The following is a 17,277-nucleotide window of genomic DNA, read 5'->3' as shown; positions in this document are numbered from 1 at the left end:
ATCTTCATATGTTTTTCAATAGAATCCCGCAGACCCATGGCATGTATCAGATCCAGATAAAGCGGAAGACCTCCCAGTGCTGTTAATCCTACGCCTCTTTTTTCTTCTTCGTACTTGAATGGAAGGATGCCTTGTGTCATAATTTTTAAAATCCCCGTTGGTGATAGTTTTTGTTCGCAACAAATACTCTATCATACTGTTTTTACAGTAACAACGGGGATTTTTATTTTTTTGATGAAAGATCGGGGTCCTATACCTGTCACAAAGATTATCGTTTAGCCTATATCAATCGTCCGCTGGGGGAAAGAACAGGGATGGATCTGGATTCAGGGCCATGCTTCAAGGTTGTTTATGACAGGGAAGATCCCTGCCCATGGTGTGAAAACAAAGACACTTTTTCCGGTAAAACCATTGAGACGGAGCGCCTCGATCCTGTGGATGAGCGCTGGTATAATGTAATTACTACACCTATCTGCGGAGAAGATGGGGAGGTGCTGCTCAGACAGACCGTCATGGTTGACATTACGGACAGAAAGATGGCGGAGGAGAGGATGCGGTCCAGGGCAGCCCTGCTCATGGAGGAAAATCAGCGATTAAAATCCAGCCTGAAGGACCGTTACCGTTTCCATGGTATTGTGGGAAAAAGCCCTGAAATGCAGGCTGTTTATGATCGTATTCTTCAGGCCGCAGGCAGTGGTGCCGCCGTGGTGATCCGTGGAGAGTCAGGAACGGGAAAGGAGCTGGTGGCAAAGGCTATCCATGGTTTGAGCCAGAGGAAGAGCGGCTCCTTTGTGCCGGTGAACTGTGGTGCTATCCCGGAAAATCTTATGGAGAGCGAGTTTTTCGGTTATAAAAAGGGTTCTTTTACCGGTGCGGATACTGATAAAAAGGGACTGCTGGAACTGGCTTGCGGGGGAACGCTTTTTCTGGATGAGGTGGGAGAAATTCCCTTGTCCATGCAGGTTAAACTGCTCCGTGCCCTGGAAGGAAACGGTTTTCGACCTCTGGGAGGCAGGGAGCATATTGCTACGGATCTGCGGATCATTGCAGCCACCCACAGAAATATGGAAGCCATGGTAGCAGAGGGGCGGATGAGGCAGGATTTTTTTTACCGTCTTCATATTATTCCCATCTACCTGCCGCCCTTAAGGGAAAGAAAATCTGATATATCACTTCTTGTGGAACATTTTCTTTCTGCCATGGGAGATGAAGAACATTCCGGACTGGAAGCAAAGGTTGTGGAGGTTTTTTTCCGTTATTCATGGCCGGGCAATGTTCGGGAACTGCAGAATGTCCTGCAGCGTTATGTTACCCTTGGGACTTTGGACCTGCCGGTTTCTTCATCAGAAAATACAGATAGTTCTGATCGTACACTGAAAGACCGGCTTGATATTTATGAGCGGGAAGTTCTTCTGGAAACTCTGAAGCAGTGTGACGGACATCGGGGCCACACTGCGGAAACTCTGGGTATTGACCGGAGAACCCTTGAAAGAAAAATGAACCGGTATAAGTTACGGGAAGACGATACGGCATAGTTGCCGCATTGTGCGGCATTTTTGCCGGATCACCGAAGGCTCCAGTAATCACGGGACCTTGCGGTAAACAGTGTTTATTTTGAGACCGGATTTAATGCGGCATGATTGTCGTATAAATCCGGTTTATTATTTTTTGCAAGCGAGCGTTTTGATTTAATTGGTTTTAAAATCAATGTCTTGCTGTGTTTGGCCCGGGCTTTGCAATTATGATTGTCAACCAAAGCGAATGCCGCCAGAAGGCGGTATCAACCAAAGGAGGACATCATGGACTTGCAGACCTTTTATCGTACAAAGCTGGTATCACCGGAGAAGGCCGTTTCCCTTGTACGTTCAGGACAATGGGTGGATTATGGGAATTTTCTATGTGCCCCCCTGACCCTGGATGTTGCACTGGCTAAAAGGGCTGAAGAGCTTGAGGAAGTCAAGGTGCGTGCCGTGGGTTTCCCGGGCCTTGCGGCCGTTGCCATGGCCGATCCTTCGGGAGAGCGTTTTATTTATAATAACTGGCATTTTACCGGTGGCGACAGGATTCTCCATGACAAAGGTCTTTGTAGCTACATCCCCATTCTTTATCACGAAGGTCCCCGATATTATGAACGGGATATTGAAACCGATGTTTATATGGTTCGCTGTGCACCCATGGACAGCAATGGTTTTTTCAATTACGGTGTTGCCAATTCCGTTCAGAGGGCGCAGATAGAAAATGCAAGGACCATTATTGTTGAGGTCAACAGCAGCATGCCCGTTTGCCATGGAGGATATGATGAAGCCATTCATATATCCCAGGTAGATTTTGTAGTGGAGTCGGATAATGCGCCCATGTTTGCCCTTAAGGAACCGGCTGTATCCAGAGAGGATATGAAAATCGCAGAACATGTGGTTTCAAGAATTCCCGATGGAGCCTGCCTTCAGCTGGGTATTGGCGGGCTTCCCAACGCCATTGGCCGTATGATTGCGGATTCGGGCATAAGGGATCTGGGTGTTCATACGGAAATGCTGGTTGACAGTTACATAGACATGTACGAGGCCGGTCGTATAACGGGCCGCATGAAAAGGGATCTCCCGGGAAAGATGACCTACACCTTTGCACTGGGAAGCCAGCGACTCTATGATTTCCTCCACAACAATCCCCTTTGTGCCAGCTATCCCGTTGATTATGTGAATGCCCCTGCCCGCATTGCATCCAATCCCAGGGCTGTTTCCATCAATAATGCCGTTGAAGTGGATCTTTACGGGCAGATTTCCAGTGAGTCTTCGGGAATTCGCCAGATATCAGGAACCGGAGGACAGTTTGACTTTGCCTTTGGCAGTTACCATTCCGAGGGAGGTCAGAGCTTTATCTGTCTGCGTTCCACCACTACGGATAAGCAGGGTAATCGAAAAACCCGTATACGGCCTACTCTGGAGCTGGGGACCATTGTTACCCTTCCCAGGACCGTAACCCACTGGGTGGTGACGGAGTACGGTATGGCCAATCTCAAGGGTAAGAGTACATGGGAACGTGCAGAAGCGCTGATTGGTATTGCCCATCCCGATTACAGGGAAGAATTGATGCAGGAAGCTTCCAGAATGAATATCTGGAAGCGTAAGCTACATACTACTGGTTTAACAAGTGATATACGCATGGCTGTATGAGGCATAAGGGCTTTATAGGGTTGGCCCTTTTTCTCCTGAACCGGGAATTCTCTTTCCTTCCCCCCCATCTCTCAGACTGATGGAGGATTCCCGGTCTTTTTTAAGTCTTCTGTATAAACATTGTTTAGTGTGGCGATCTGTTTTAATCTACTCAATAAATATAAGGGGGCACCATGGAAACAGCTTATCAGAATGAAAAAAATCACAACCGCTGGCTTGTTGTTGCGGGTTCGCTTCTTATGCAGCTAAGTCTGGGCGCCATCTATACCTGGAGTCTTTTCAACAGGCCGCTGGTGGAAGCCCATGGCTGGACACCGGGGGATACGGTCTTTACCTTTTCCATTACTCTGGCCTGTTTTTCTGTGGCAGTGATTTTTGCAGGCAGAATACAGGATAAAATAGGACCGAAAAAGGTGGCCATTGCCGGCGGTCTTCTCACCGGGCTTGGTGTAGCACTGGCGAGCTTTGCCACTAATGTATATTTTCTCTATCTTACCTACGGTGTAATAGCAGGTATAGGTATCGGTGCTGCTTACGTCACGCCTCTTGCCACCTGTGTTAAGTGGTTCCCGGAAAAAAGAGGTCTCATTACGGGTCTTATTCTTGCCGCACTGGGAGTGGGTGGCATGGTATTTAAGCCCATAATTTTGATTTTCATTACAAAATTCGGTGTTTCTCAATCCTTTCTGTATCTGGGATGTATTTATGGCGTGCTTATTGTTGCGGGTGCCATGTTTCTTGCTGTACCTCCTCAGGGATATCGGCCTCCGGGCTGGACACCGCCCGTGAGTCAGGGTGGAGCAGCACCTGCCGGAAGTCGTCGTTTTTCAACGGGACAGGCCATGCGTACACCGCAGTTCTATATGCTGGTTGCCTGGATGTTCTTTGGCAGCGCCGCAGCCCTTATGATAATCAGTGTGGCCGCCAATATAGGTATGACCATGATCGGCCTGAGCCTTGCAGCAGCAGGTAATGCCGTTGTGACCATCGCCCTTTTCAATGCCTGTGGTCGTTTGGGATGGGGCTGGATTTCCGACAGATTCGGCAGAAAACCTTCCATACTGGCCAATTTCATCATGCTCAGCCTTGCCATGTTCTACATGGCCTTGATTCCCATGACCTATGCTGGCTTTCTTGTGGCAACCTGTGTGGTAGGTTTCTGTTTTGGAGGGCTTGCGGCCATGCTGCCAACCCTGACTGCGGAATGGTTTGGCCTTGCCAATGTGGGCAATAATTATGGTGCTGTCTTTATCTTCTACGGTATAGCAGCCCTTACAGCTCCAAGGCTTTCCATTGCCATAGGTTTTGAAAGTGCTTTCCTTGTGGCTGGTATAGCCTGTACCATCGGTGCTGTGATTGCAATTTTTGCCAAGGCTCCGGGTGTTGAGAAGAAGGCCGATTCTCTGGGAACCGAAGGTCTGAAACCCAAGGTTTCGGGAGCATCCTGAAAAAATCTGTCTGAAATACGGTCATAGTTGAATATAAAAGATCCGTGGCATTTTTTGCTACGGATCTTTTTATTATAATATAAATCAGTAGTGTCCGGTTAGGTTTTTGCTTGCATTAAATGATCCGGCTCTTTTAAAATTTTATTGCCTTGATTGTCTTCATCGCTATTACTATTAAAGAGTTCATTCAAAATAGTGTTTCTTATCTCACGAACTCTTTTAATTGAGACCTCTTCTCCAAATTGCTCCCGGCAGTAAATTGCCATCAATAAATAAGTAATTAAACCGCCAAGTATCTGAACCATAAGACCATGTTTTTCTCTGGCAATCAGATGATAGACTTTCAAATGCTTCTTCCACCATTTGAAAAAGGACTCTATTGTCCACCTGAGCTTATACACGGTTGCTACCTGTTCTCCTGTCAGATCAGTTCTGTTTGTGGCTACAAAATATTTAATTCCGGCTACTTTGTAACCAACAACCCTGACGGGTTCTACTGTCTGGCTTTGACCAGGATTTCCAAGAAGAACCATTGCATCATAAAAAACATGGCTGCCAGAAACTGCCTTGTTTTCTTCCAGAACAGTCATTTTGGTATTTTTCTTGATACGGCATACAAAGAGCTTTCCTTCTTTCTGAAGCTGATCAAACAGATGGTGGCATTGATACCCTCTGTCCATAACGCCAGTTTGACCATTTGATAAGAACATGCTCACAAAAGGGCGCTCAGGACCATTACCGTCAGTTAGAAATATTTTGTTCGGGATRCCACGGTTGATATCAAAACCACAGTGAGCTTTTGCTTTTTTAGAGCTCTTCCTGTAATCAGCCCAAAACATTGAAAGAACGGCATCAATAAGGCTTCCATCTATCGATACAAGCTCTCCAAGATCCGTGAATTTTTTTGGAATTATGAATGAAGCCTGTTTGTAAAGTTCTTGAAAAACAAATAACAGCTGCTCAAGCCCTCTGCTGTTAATGATCTCTGAAAAACTGCTTATGCTAATACCACCTTCAGGAGCAATATTCTCTTTTGCAAAATTGTTTTCATTCATATCCTGAATAAGATGACGGGCAGAACCATGTTCCTGAAGATGAAAATATATGAGAGCTTTTAACTGATCTTCAAAATTCATTTTTAAAGGTCTATGTCCTCTTGATAAAAGAGCTGGTATTATTGGTAATATCTTAATAATCGGTAACATGAACTTGTTAAAGGTTAAAGAATCAATTTTCTTCTTTTCATCTGTAAAAATCTTCACGCACAAATCCTTGAAATTATAGTTAATAATAATTTCAAGGCGAAATTTACATTTTTATTGATTTGTCAAGACATAAATCATGTTTTTTGTTAAAAATTAAAACTTTTTTTCATGCAAAAACCTAACCGGACACTACTGAATATAAATGGTCGTTTAACTTTTTAAAGAATAATGGATATTAAATTTATAATGTGCCATGGAGTTACAGAATATTTACTTTAATTGAAAACAGGTTGTATTCTAATGGTACATTAAACCCCGGAAGTGGCCTTAAGCTTCAATACCTAATAATAGTTCATAATTATCGCTATGATATTCGAGTGGTAACGGATTATTTTAAGCTGATTTATGTCCGGGGTATCTATTTACGGTGTTTTGACAAGGTTTCTGGTTTCAGTTAAAAGGCCCTGCAACACCTTTTACAAAACAGTATCCGTCTTTGTCCATGGGTGCTGTAAAACCCCTGAAAAGATCAACAAACCAGTAGCTGATATGGCTGCGTCCATCGCTGCTCCATACCCAGCCCTGTCGGGGATCAAGGGGGTACTCCCTGCAGTAATCTTTGGGTGTCATGGTCTGGCGTGTGAGGGAAAAAAGTTCAGGAACCGTTGGGAATCGCCATTCTCTCTTATGTCCAGCAGCCCTTCCATTGAGCATTCTTATCCATTTTTCTGCATCATTTCTGTTCATTGGAAAGGGGCTTCCAGCTTTTTCCCAGAGAAGTCCTGTATTCTTGTCATAGATGAAGTCTTCTTCAGGTCCGGTAATGAAATTATTTTGAACTAAAAGGGCTGGCCGGAAAAGGGGATCTGCCTCCAGCATATCTGCAAGTGATCCCCGAACTCCGGTACGAAGGGGAAAACTTCTCAGCTTAAGGGGACCATGATCGTTTTTTTCTTCTGCGCTAAAGGGAAAGGAACATTCCTTTTCCCTGAAATTAATCCATGAATGATCCAGAATATCCAAAGCCTTGAGCATTTTTTCTGCGCTGGTAAAACGATGGGCTGGATTTTTGGCAAGGCATTTTTTCAGAAAATCCTGCCACAGTTCTTCAGGTTCAGGCAGCAGGCTGTTTTTTTCAGTATTATCCGGAGGAAAGAGTCCCGTCAGCATGCGGTGAAATACAATGCCTGCTGCATAAATATCCGATCTTTCATCGGCACTGTCAGCATCCTTTTCCTGCTCCGGTGGTGCGTACCAGGGGGAGCCTACTTTGATATTTTCCGGTGTGCCCGTGGTTTCCCTGCGCAGGCGGCTCAGGCCGAAATCACCGAGAATAAGTCTGTCTTCATCATCCATGAGCAGGTTCCAGGGTTTGATGTCCCTGTGGATGATACCGTGAAAGTGCAGGCAGTGCAGTGCCGTCAGAAGCTGTTTCATATAATGAATGGCAGTATCCGGATCCAGGCTTCTGCAGGGAGCCTCCATATCTGAATTTTCTCCCATGATGAGGCCAAGGCTTCTGGAATAACAGGGCATGGTATAAAAAGTTTTTTCTCCGCAATGGAGATCTTCCACACCTGCCACATTGGGGTGGTGCAGCATGGCCATTTTTCGGGCCTCTTCCATGAACATTGAAAGCAGGTGTTTTTCTCCCACGGAAGACAGAAGAAAAGGGTGGGGGAGAAACACCTTGGCCGCAAGAATCCTTTGAATTTCCGGGTGACGCACTTTGAGAACCCGGCCCATGCCTCCCCGGCCCAGCTCTCCTGCAATCTGATACTTTCCTATGGTTCTCATTTTTCTCCTAGAGGAGTCTGTCTGCGTAGACCTTGGGAAGTCCGGCCCTGAGAATGGCTGAGACGGTTTTTTTTACGTCATAGGAAACCCTTTGGATAAGAACGGATTTCTCAATGGGGTCATAGATGATGTATTTTGCCCTGTTATCCCCATCCCTTGGCTGCCCCACACTGCCACAGTTGATGATGATACGTTCTTTTTCCTTTAAAAAAAATGGGGTCTCATCGGGGATGCTGCGAGAAATTTTTTCTCCGTCCCAGCGTATGATTTCAAGTTCATGGGTATGGCCCACAAAGCAGACTGACTCATTAAACAGGCTGAATAATTTTATGATTTCTTCATCATCCTTCTGAAACAGATAAGTCCGGATATCCGAAGGGGGACAGCCGTGAACAAAACGGCAGTTACATATGGTTTTAAACCTTGGATATTTACGGATACTGGTCAGCGTATCGGAATTCAGCATCTTCCGTGTCTGCATGAGGGCTTGTTTTGCTGAAGGGTTAAACCAGTTCTGCTCAGATATTTTAAGAATGGCGGATTCATGGTTACCCAGTACCGAAGGAATTTCTGCCGCCAGCAGTGCGGCAACAACCTCGTTGGGGTATGGCCCGTAGCCGATGTTGTCCCCAAGGCTGATGGCATTTACAATCCCAAGAGACTCCATGTCCTTCAGCACCTGAACAAGGGCTTCATAATTGCCGTGGATATCGGATAAAACCGCAAAAGCTTTCTTATGCATGGGCCTCACTGTGTTTTTTTGTGCCTGTGCCTGGTCGCAGGGGGATTTTTCCTTGAATAAAGATAAAGAAGAATCCCGCAGAAAAGAAAGGGAAGGCTGAGGAGCTGTCCCATATGTACGGGAAAGGCAAAGGCTGTCTGCTGGGTTTTAAAGATTTCAAGCAGAATACGGGCCGTAGCCGCAAGGATAAGGGCGATGGCCGTAAGACGGAATGGGATTTGTCCTGCTCCTTTTTTCCATGCAAGAAAAAGAAGCAGGCTGCATGTGGCATAGGCCATGGATTCATAGAGCTGCACCGGGTGCCTTGGGATCATGTCCACACGGCTGAATACAATGCCCCATCCGGATTTCACGGGAATGCCCACCAGCTCGGAGTTGAAGAAATTGCCAAGCCGTATAAAGGCCGCTCCCATGCACCCAGCCACCATGAGATGGTCCGCCAGCCAGAAAAAAGGGGTTTCTTCGTATTTTCGGCTGTGCACATAAAGGGCTATGAAAAGGCCCAGAATACCGCCGTGGCTGGCAAGTCCGCCTTCCCAAATTTTAAGGATTTCTACTGGATTGCTGAGGTAATAGCCGGGTTCATAGAAAAGGCAGTGGCCAAGTCTGGCTCCGATGATAACTCCTGCCATGATGCGGTACAAAAGGGGTTCGAGGGCATCGGCATCCTTGCCTTCTTTTTTGAAGACATACTGCATCCAAATCATGCCGCAGATAAATGCACAGGCGAAAAACAGTCCATACCAGCGTACACTGAGGGGACCGAGGGAGAAAAGAATGGGGTCTGCATGCCAGATCAGTGGGGATGCCAAGGTTCAGCCTCCGTAGGTGTTGGTGTGAATTTTTTCCCGCATGAGACTTTCTTCCGGGTGGCCTTCCAGCTTTTCTGCCCCATAGCCTGCGGCAAGTATGGCGAGAACCTTCATTTTTTCCGGAATACCAAGGAGACTGCGGGTTTTTTCCTCTGCGCTGACATGGTCATTGAGCATGCGTTTTCTCACCTGCACCCAGCAGCTTTTAAGGCCAAGGGACTCTGCGGCCAGTTGAAGAAAAATCATGGCAATGGAGCAGTCCTCTACCCAGACATCACAACGTTCAGGGTCTGCTAATACCACCACTCCCAGAGGTGCTCCATGGAGAAAGGAAGCGCCATGGGGCTTTATTTCTGAAAGTTTTTTTAGAAGATCGGGATTTGTTACAAAAATAAATTCCCATGGATTGCGGCTGCGGGAGGAGGGACTGCGCAGGGCTGATTCCTTGAGAAGCTCCAGCTTTTCTTTTTCTATGGTCTGATCCGTGAATTTTCTCACGCTGCGGCGTTTGCGTATAAGATCCATGAACATGGGATTCTCCTTGTTTTGTGGGTTAAGATCTTAAAGATCCGCAATGAAATGAAAGGCAGGTCTGCTGGACTGGGGTTGTAATCTCTGTACCTGATCCCTCAGATCCTTAAGTTCCTGACGCCAGAAAGATTCACTGCCCCAGTTGGGAAAGGTGGCGCTGAAGCGGGTATCATTTTTCTGGCGATGGCACCATGCAAGAAAATAGATCTGCCGCATGGCCCTTATGGGCTCTATGAGTTCTGTGCTGCTCTGGGAAAGATTCCGGAAGGTTCGGTATCCCTCCATCAGCAGCCCTGCTTCCCTTCGGCATTTTTCCAGACGGTCGGGAAGCAGCAGCCAGAGATCCTGCATGGCCGGTCCCGTCATCATGTCATCAAAATCAATAAGAAGAAGACCTTCTCCGGGCCGGTGCAGAATGTTTTTACGGTGCAGATCTCCATGCAGCCGAATCAGGGTTTCTTTTTCAAAAAGGGGACGACTGATATCTTTAAGCTGTTCAATCTGGTCCTGAAAATCTTTCCGCATCCCAGCTGGTATACACCCCCGCAGAAGCTCATCCGCATCCCTTGCAAGGGTTCTGTCCGGATGCAGGTACAGACGGTTAGGGCCTTTATCTGCCGCAGCCACATTGTGGAGCCTTGCTATAAGGCGACCCAGCTGCTCCCAGTCCCTGTCATGGGTGATATCCAGCTCCCTGCCTGCCCGTTTCTGAAAAAGAGCAAAGAAGATGGGGCCGGTTTTTCCCAGTGTAGTGTCGTTTTTAAGTAAGACAGGAGCCACAACGGGCAGCTCTGCCTCAGCGCAGTCCAGCAGAAAGCGGTGTTCATCTTCAAGGGCAGAGCCGGACCACCTGGCCGGACGGTAGAATTTGATGATGTGCCGTCTGCCGTCCATGTCCTGCAGTTCATAGACCCGGTTAATATAACTGGGAAGGGGAGCCACAAGCCCTGTGAAGTGAAGGCCTGTGGCATTTTCAGCAGCACGGAGAATATGTTCCGGTGTCAGGTCGCTGAAGGTCTGCGGGGACTGGATTTCTTGCATGTTGTCCTTTCAATGTAGTTAATGATTACCTGCTATGAAAAGGGAAGAAGTCCTGTTTTTTTTCTTATTTCCGAGAGAAAGGGACCTGCAGCGCTGCGGGCCTTTTCTGCACCTTCCAGCAGAATTTTTTCAACCTTTGCAGGGTTTGCCATCAGTTCGGCATAGCGTTCTCTGGGCTCCTCCAGAATGGCGTTGAGATAGTCAAAAAGAAGAATTTTCATATCTCCCCAACCGATACCTTCCGCATAGCGCTTCCGTACCTCAAGGATTTCTTCCTGTGTGGCAAAGGCATTATAAATTTCAAAAAGGGTGCAGGTGTCAGGATCTTTGGGCTCTGAAGGTTCCTGTGAGTTGGTTTTTATTTTCATGATGGTTTTGCGCAGCTTTTTTTCAGGCAGAAAAAGCTGAATGGTATTGTCATAGCTTTTGGACATCTTTCTGCCGTCAATGCCGCTCAGCACAGCTGTCTTTTCATCCACAAGGGCTTCGGGAAGAACAAAGGTCTGGCCGAAGATATGGTTGAATCGGCCACCGATATCCCTGGCCATTTCTATGTGCTGAATCTGATCCCTCCCGACCGGAACCTTATGGGCATTGAACATCAGGATATCTGCAGCCATGAGTACGGGATAGCTGAAAAGTCCCATGGTGATGCCTTTGTCAGGATCCTTTGCCTTTTCCTCCTCATTGACCTGAACGGCGGCTTTATAGGCATGGGCACGGTTGAGAAGCCCCTTGGCTGCCACGCAGGAAAGAATCCAGGTCAGCTCAGGAATTTCCGGAATGTCGGACTGACGATAAAATACTGCATTATCCGTATCCAGACCCAGAGCCAGCCATGTGGCAGCCACTTCCATGCGGGATGCTGCCACCCGTGCGGGTTCGTGGCATTTGATCAGGGCATGGTAGTCCGCCAGAAAATAAAAGGCATCCATATCCGGATTTCTGCTGGCTTCAATGGCCGGGCGAATGGCGCCCACATAATTGCCGAGATGGGGCGTGCCTGTGGTGGTTATGCCTGTGAGTACCCTTTGTTTTTGAGTCATTTTTTTTGCTCCCTGCCGTTTTCCTTCGGCGTATTTTTTAAAATACCGGCCACAAAGGCCATTTCATCTTCTTTTGAATGCAGCATGCCGTTGAGCCTGGCATCCTGAACCTGCATGAGAATTTTCCGGTAACGGGGGCTGGGGGGAAGGCCCATTTCCTTTAAATCCCGCCCCTGTATCAGTGGTGTGACAAAGCGAAGTTTTGAAAGATAATGGGCAATGGCCTTTTTTACCTGCTTTCTTTCCGCAGCGGCCATCATGTATACTAAAACTTCCGTTTTGAAAACATGCAGTCTGTTGTAAAGGATACTGTTATCCAGGGGAAGTTCCCTTGTAAGGCGTTTGATGCAGAGATCCGCCTGCTCCCTTTCCTTTACGCAGAGTTCTTCCTGCCATCCGGCAAGGCGCAGCAGGCGGCATACCTTTTTAGCCTCTGCCGTATTGCAGGGGCTGATAAGTACCATGAAATAAACCAGCCAGCGTTGACAGCGAAGGTCTTCGGCCAGAAGTTCATAGCCGTCAAGGGCCTTGCGGGTTTCCATGAGAAGGGCTGTTGTTTTTTCCGTAAGGGCCATGGACGGGTGCAGAGTCGCCAGAAGACGGAATTCTCCCAGTCTTTTGATGGAGGGAACTGGATCATTTTCTTCCAGTATGGAAATGATTTCTCCCATGGCTCTGGCACCGGAAAGCCTTTTAAAAACACCCATGCGTATGGCGTTTTCAATGAGTCGAACGGTGAGCTTACCGATGCTGAAACCAAAACGGGATTCAAAGCGGACCGCCCGGAAAATACGGGTGGGATCTTCAACAAAACTTAAATTGTGGATGATGCGCAGGGTTTTGTCCTTGATGTCCTTCTGACCTGAAAAATGGTCGATGAGGGTACCGTAGTGTTTTTCGTTCAGCTGTATGGCCAGGGTATTGATGGTAAAATCCCTGCGGTATAGATCTGACTTGAGGCTGCTTTTCTCCACCTCCGGAAGGGCCGCAGGAGAGGTGTAATATTCCGTTCGTGCTGTGGCAACATCCACCTTAAAATCATCCTCCAGAGTAATTACTGCGGTGCCGAACTTGGAATAGGCATGGATTCTTGCATCCTTTGAGGCAGCAAAGTTTTTAGCAAAATGTATCCCGTCACCTTCCACCACAATATCTATGTCTTCGTTTTTTCTGTATAAAAGAAGATCCCTTACAAATCCGCCAACCACAAAGACATTGCATCCGGTTTCATCCCCACTTTTTCCTATAGTGGAAAGCAGATCCAGAATTTTTTCCGGCAGCCTTTCTTTCATGAGACTGGTTATGTTTCTTGTTTTGGGCAGCTTTTCTGCCAGTGAACCTTCCCTTTCAGATATGATTTCTTCCTGTTCTTGCACCATGAGCTGAAGGAGATCCGTGCGTGTGATGACCCCTGCAATAATTCCTTTATCCAGCACAGGAAGGATGCGTTGTTTACCGCCGACAATGGCATCCTGAATCCGGTTGAGGGAGGCATCTGAATCCACCGTGCTGAAATCGCTGATCATATAATCCTCTACCAGGGTGGTATCCATGGCATGGGAGAGGCCCTGCTCCACAATCTGCCTTGTAATAAGTCCGGTTAGCGGACTTTCGCTATCTCCCTTTTCCGTTACCAGGAGGGCATTGACATTGTAGCGGGTCATGGTCTGGCTGGCCATGCGGAAGGTGGCTTCGGGATGGATTGTATGGGCAGGGGTGCTCATAATTTCTTTTGCCCGGAAGCGGCGGGGGGTGAAGGTATCCAGAAGGCCGATGAGCTGACTTTCCACCTGGGCCAGGGTCTGATGCCGGATGGTGGCCGCACCCGCAGCGGAGTGTCCTCCCCCTTCAAAGTGTCTCATGATGGCACCGATGTCCATATCCGTAAGCCGGCTTCGGCCAATGAGATGAACCTTGCCGTCCATGCGGGCCAGAAGAAAAAGGATGGTCACCTTTTCCATGCGCATGAAACGGTGTACCAGAAAAGCCAGATCCGGTACGTAGGCTTCACTGGAAAGCCGGGTCAGGGTAACCGGGGTACCGTGGATGGTAATTTCCGAGGTATTGTCCAGCATCTCATTGAGGAGTCTCAGTTGCAGCGGGTCCAGCTCTCTGGCCAGCACATCTCCCACGGTAGGCAGGTGTGCGCCCTGTTTCACAAGCCAGGCCAGGGCCTCGAAATCTTCTGCCGTGGTTCCGGAACCGGTCAGATGGCTGGTATCTTCAAAAATCCCCATGGCCAGCAGTGTGGCTTCCTCCGGGGTCAGCCTTATGTTATGCTCCTGAAGCAGAGGCACCATGAGGGTTACTGTGGCACCCGCCTCTCCTGAAACCAGCTTGTCTGCCTCAAGATCCCCCGGTGCTGCCGGGTGATGGTCGTAAATATGAAGCTCTATTCTTTCTTCTCTGGCCATGGTGGCCAGTTCTCCTATACGCTCAGCCTGTCTTGTATCAACGATCACGATGCGCTGTACCTCTTCCGGTCGGATTTCACGGAAGGGGATCAGGTCGAAGAGATAAAGCAGGGACTGGACAAAAAAGTGTCTTATCTGGGGAGAATCGCTGCCCGGTAGAACGATACGCCCTTCGGGATAGAGTTTTTTGGCCGCCAGCATGGAGGCAATGCCGTCCAGATCCGCATTTTTATGTGTGGTTATGAGGGTGTGGGTAAGAGCCTCGTTAATGGTTTTGTCTGGCTGCTGCAAGGGAGGCCTCCGAAAAAACATGGATGATTCTGTGAAAAGCAGGTAACTTCCTGAGTTGTTCCATTCTTGATGGTTTTGAAGATCGATGCGGTTGGCTGGTCTTCTGATGGAAGTTATATATTTTATTTTTAAAAAATCAGATGTTAGCTGTTTTTTTGTTTTTGATCTGCCATAAAGCAAAGAATCCGGTATGATTGTTTCAATGCCGGAACTGTGATAGACACTTTTAATTAACGATACTTCCGGACTGGACATGCATAATCGAGAAATAAAAGACTTTCAATATGTTTTTGGTCCTGTGGCTTCCCGTCGTCTTGGACTTTCCCTTGGGGTGGATCTTCTTCCGAGTAAAACATGTACCCTGGACTGTATATATTGTGAATCAGGACGAACCACCCGCAAAACCCTTCTTCGGAAGGAATGGGTACCCACCGAAGCCGTAATTGCTGAACTGGCGCAGATTTTGGATGAAAGGCCGGAGCTGGACAGTGTCACCTTTTCTGGTTCCGGTGAACCGACACTGCATACGGGGATCGGTCGCATCATTGATACCATCCATACCAGGTGGCCGGGATATCCTGTGACAGTTCTTACCAACGGAACTCTTTTCTGGCAGGAAGAGGTACGCAATGATCTGGTCCATGCTGATCGTGTAATAACTAATTATGATGCTGCCAGTCCGGAGGTTTTTGAAGCCCTGAACCGTCCCTATCCCGGACTTTTCCCTGACCGTATGCTGGAAGGTCTGGTGGCTTTCAGGGAAATTTTTACAGGAGAACTCTGGCTGGAAATTTTTGTAATTCCAGGAGTCAATGACAGGGACAGGGAAATTGACGCCATTGCAGCAGCTGCCGCCAGAATCAGGCCGGACCGGGTACAGCTCAATACTCTGGACAGGCCAGGAACGGAGTCCTGGGTGGAGCCGGCGGGAGATACTTTGCTTGATCGTTTTCAAAAGCGCATTGCCGCTGCTGAACTGACAGGAAAGGTTCAGGGTTCAGGAAATTCCGTTAGCATGGATGATGATCAGTTGAAAAAAAATATTTTATCCATGGTTTTGAGAAGGCCCGTTACTCTGGAGGATGTGGTGCGAACTCAAGGGGTGGACAGGAAAAAAGCCCTTGAGGTTCTTTCGGGTATGCGTTTTGCAAAAAGGCTTGGAGTGCAGAAAATGCCCAGGGGAGATTTTTATATCCTTCCTGAGTGAAAAAAGGATCGGACATATCAGCTTAATTGCCTGAAATATAGATACCTTTTGTTTGTTTTTCTCTCCTGATGTGTAACTTCAAGAGTTACTTTATGACAAAACGGCGTAACATAGTGCGGGTTGCTTCTGAGCGGTGGTTTGGTTGAGGGTCCAATTTTTGAGGACTTTTAATCCCGGAAGTAGTCTAAGCGCAGTTCTAACTTTTGTTTATGCGGTGGGTTGACTTTTTTTGGCATTTTAAGCTTTTTTTTGTATTTCTTGGTGGTGATTTTAACTTGATAATTAATAATTATGGGGGAGTACTATGCCCGTATTTGTCTGGGAAGGTAAAAACCGCAAAGGTCAGAAGCGAAAAGGTGAGATGGAGGCACCCAATGAGGCCGCCGTAAGAACCCGTTTGAGCCAGCAGAAGATTACACCTGTTAAAGTAAAGCCAAAGCCCAAGGATATACTGGAAAATATTTCTTTTCTCCAGCCTAAGGTGACGGAACAGGATGTGATTATCTTTGCCCGTCAATTTTCCACCATGATTGATGCTGGTCTTCCCATTGTACAGTGTCTGGATATTCTGAGTGAGCAGCAGGAAAATCCAACCTTTAAAAAGATTATCAAGGAAATTAAGGCTGGTGTGGAAGGGGGAGAAACCCTTGCTGATGTGTTAAAAAAGCACCCCAGCCTTTTTGATACCCTCTTTGTCAATATGGTGGCTGCCGGTGAAGCAGGCGGTATTCTGGATGTTATTCTCCGCCGTGTTTCAGCATATATGGAAAAGATGTCCAAGCTGAAAAAAAAGGTAAAGGGGGCCATGACCTATCCTCTTGTCACCTTAATTATTGCCTTTGTTGTGGTGGGTGTAATTCTTGTGTTTGTTATTCCTGTTTTTGAGAGTATGTTTGCGGATTTTGGCAGTGCTCTTCCTGCTCCAACACAGATTGTCATTAATATGAGTGAATTTGTGCAGGCGAAAATTTTGCATATCATCATCAGTATTGTGGTATTTATATTTTTATTTAAAAGAGTATATCGTACGGATAAAGGACGTAAGATTTTTGATACCATCTTTCTCCGACTGCCCGTGGCGGGTATTATGATCCGCAAGGTATCCGTAGCCAAGTTTACCCGTACCATGGGAACAATGCTTTCTTCCGGCGTTTCTATTCTGGAGGCTTTGGATATTGTGGCAAAAACCTCCGGCAACCGGGTGGTGGAAGACGCCATTTATGATGTAAAGGCCAGTATCTCCGAAGGTGAGACCATGGCAGACCCTTTGTCCGAATCCGGTGTTTTTCCCTCCATGGTCTGTTCCATGATTGCCGTGGGGGAGTCCACGGGTGCACTGGATGCCATGCTTGAAAAAATAGCAGATTTCTATGATGACGAGGTAGATCAGGCCGTAGAAAACATGACAGCCCTGATTGAACCTTTTATGCTGGTTTTCCTCGGAGTGGTCATCGGCGGCCTTGTGGTTGCCATGTATCTTCCGGTTTTCCAGATGGCTGCAGCCATTGGTTAAAACTGGTTATGATATGTATTTGTTTTATGAGTCTTAATTTATTAATGCGTACTGTCATGT

At 47.3% G+C, this 17,277-nt stretch carries 13 protein-coding genes; 5 read left to right on the top strand and 8 right to left on the bottom strand.

The annotated features are described in order from the left end of the window. Window positions 1-314: 314 nt before the first annotated feature. The 3 genes from FIM25_RS13865 (at window position 315) to FIM25_RS13855 (ending at window position 4,618) form a co-directional block, all read left to right on the top strand. Window positions 315-1,535, top strand: coding sequence for a sigma-54 interaction domain-containing protein (locus FIM25_RS13865; RefSeq protein WP_139450437.1), 1,221 nt, complete (start codon window positions 315-317; stop codon window positions 1,533-1,535). Window positions 1,536-1,799: 264 nt separating this feature from the next. Then, a complete protein-coding gene (locus FIM25_RS13860) occupies window positions 1,800-3,170 on the top strand; it encodes an acetyl-CoA hydrolase/transferase family protein (RefSeq protein ID WP_139450435.1) in 1,371 nt (456 codons plus the stop codon). A gap of 173 nt (window positions 3,171-3,343) precedes the next feature. After that, on the top strand, window positions 3,344-4,618 hold the full coding sequence (locus FIM25_RS13855; protein ID WP_139450433.1) for an L-lactate MFS transporter: 1,275 nt from the start codon (window positions 3,344-3,346) through the stop codon (window positions 4,616-4,618). Window positions 4,619-4,716: 98 nt separating this feature from the next. On the opposite strand, the gene FIM25_RS13850 is transcribed toward FIM25_RS13855, so the two are convergent. The 8 genes from FIM25_RS13850 to FIM25_RS13815 form a co-directional block, all read right to left on the bottom strand. Next, window positions 4,717-5,880, bottom strand: coding sequence for an IS4 family transposase (locus FIM25_RS13850; RefSeq protein WP_425456388.1), 1,164 nt, complete (start codon window positions 5,878-5,880; stop codon window positions 4,717-4,719). Window positions 5,881-6,273: 393 nt separating this feature from the next. Further along, complete coding sequence (locus FIM25_RS13845) at window positions 6,274-7,620, bottom strand: protein kinase domain-containing protein (protein WP_139450431.1); 1,347 nt, start codon at window positions 7,618-7,620, stop codon at window positions 6,274-6,276. 7 nt (window positions 7,621-7,627) lie between these two features. Continuing rightward, window positions 7,628-8,362, bottom strand: coding sequence for a metallophosphoesterase family protein (locus FIM25_RS13840; RefSeq protein ID WP_139450429.1), 735 nt, complete (start codon window positions 8,360-8,362; stop codon window positions 7,628-7,630). 5 nt (window positions 8,363-8,367) lie between these two features. Beyond that, window positions 8,368-9,174 (bottom strand): prolipoprotein diacylglyceryl transferase, encoded by an 807-nt coding sequence (lgt, locus tag FIM25_RS13835; RefSeq protein ID WP_139450427.1) that lies wholly within the window; start codon window positions 9,172-9,174, stop codon window positions 8,368-8,370. Window positions 9,175-9,177: 3 nt separating this feature from the next. Beyond that, the gene (locus FIM25_RS13830) at window positions 9,178-9,705 is read right to left on the bottom strand and encodes a nitroreductase family protein (protein ID WP_139450425.1); all 528 of its coding nucleotides are present in this window, start codon (window positions 9,703-9,705) and stop codon (window positions 9,178-9,180) included. Window positions 9,706-9,735: 30 nt separating this feature from the next. Continuing rightward, window positions 9,736-10,746, bottom strand: coding sequence for a serine/threonine protein kinase (locus FIM25_RS13825; protein WP_139450422.1), 1,011 nt, complete (start codon window positions 10,744-10,746; stop codon window positions 9,736-9,738). A gap of 32 nt (window positions 10,747-10,778) precedes the next feature. Further along, complete coding sequence (locus FIM25_RS13820; protein ID WP_139450421.1) at window positions 10,779-11,792, bottom strand: tryptophan--tRNA ligase; 1,014 nt, start codon at window positions 11,790-11,792, stop codon at window positions 10,779-10,781. Next, the gene (locus FIM25_RS13815) at window positions 11,789-14,497 is read right to left on the bottom strand and encodes a CBS domain-containing protein (protein ID WP_179953388.1); all 2,709 of its coding nucleotides are present in this window, start codon (window positions 14,495-14,497) and stop codon (window positions 11,789-11,791) included. The genes FIM25_RS13820 and FIM25_RS13815 overlap by 4 nt, the downstream gene beginning before the upstream one ends. Before the next feature lie 253 nt (window positions 14,498-14,750). Here FIM25_RS13815 and FIM25_RS13810 point away from each other — a divergent pair, with 253 nt between their 5' ends. Both FIM25_RS13810 and FIM25_RS13805 read left to right on the top strand, forming a co-directional pair. Beyond that, window positions 14,751-15,704, top strand: a complete 954-nt coding sequence (locus FIM25_RS13810; protein ID WP_139450418.1) for a radical SAM protein — start codon at window positions 14,751-14,753, stop codon at window positions 15,702-15,704. A gap of 304 nt (window positions 15,705-16,008) precedes the next feature. Next, complete coding sequence (locus FIM25_RS13805) at window positions 16,009-17,217, top strand: type II secretion system F family protein (RefSeq protein ID WP_139450416.1); 1,209 nt, start codon at window positions 16,009-16,011, stop codon at window positions 17,215-17,217. Window positions 17,218-17,277: the final 60 nt, after the last annotated feature.

The sequence above is a fragment of the Desulfobotulus mexicanus genome (genome assembly GCF_006175995.1).
Taxonomy (GTDB): Bacteria; Desulfobacterota; Desulfobacteria; order Desulfobacterales; family ASO4-4; genus Desulfobotulus; species Desulfobotulus mexicanus.
This window is presented reverse-complemented; position numbering and strand designations above follow the sequence as displayed.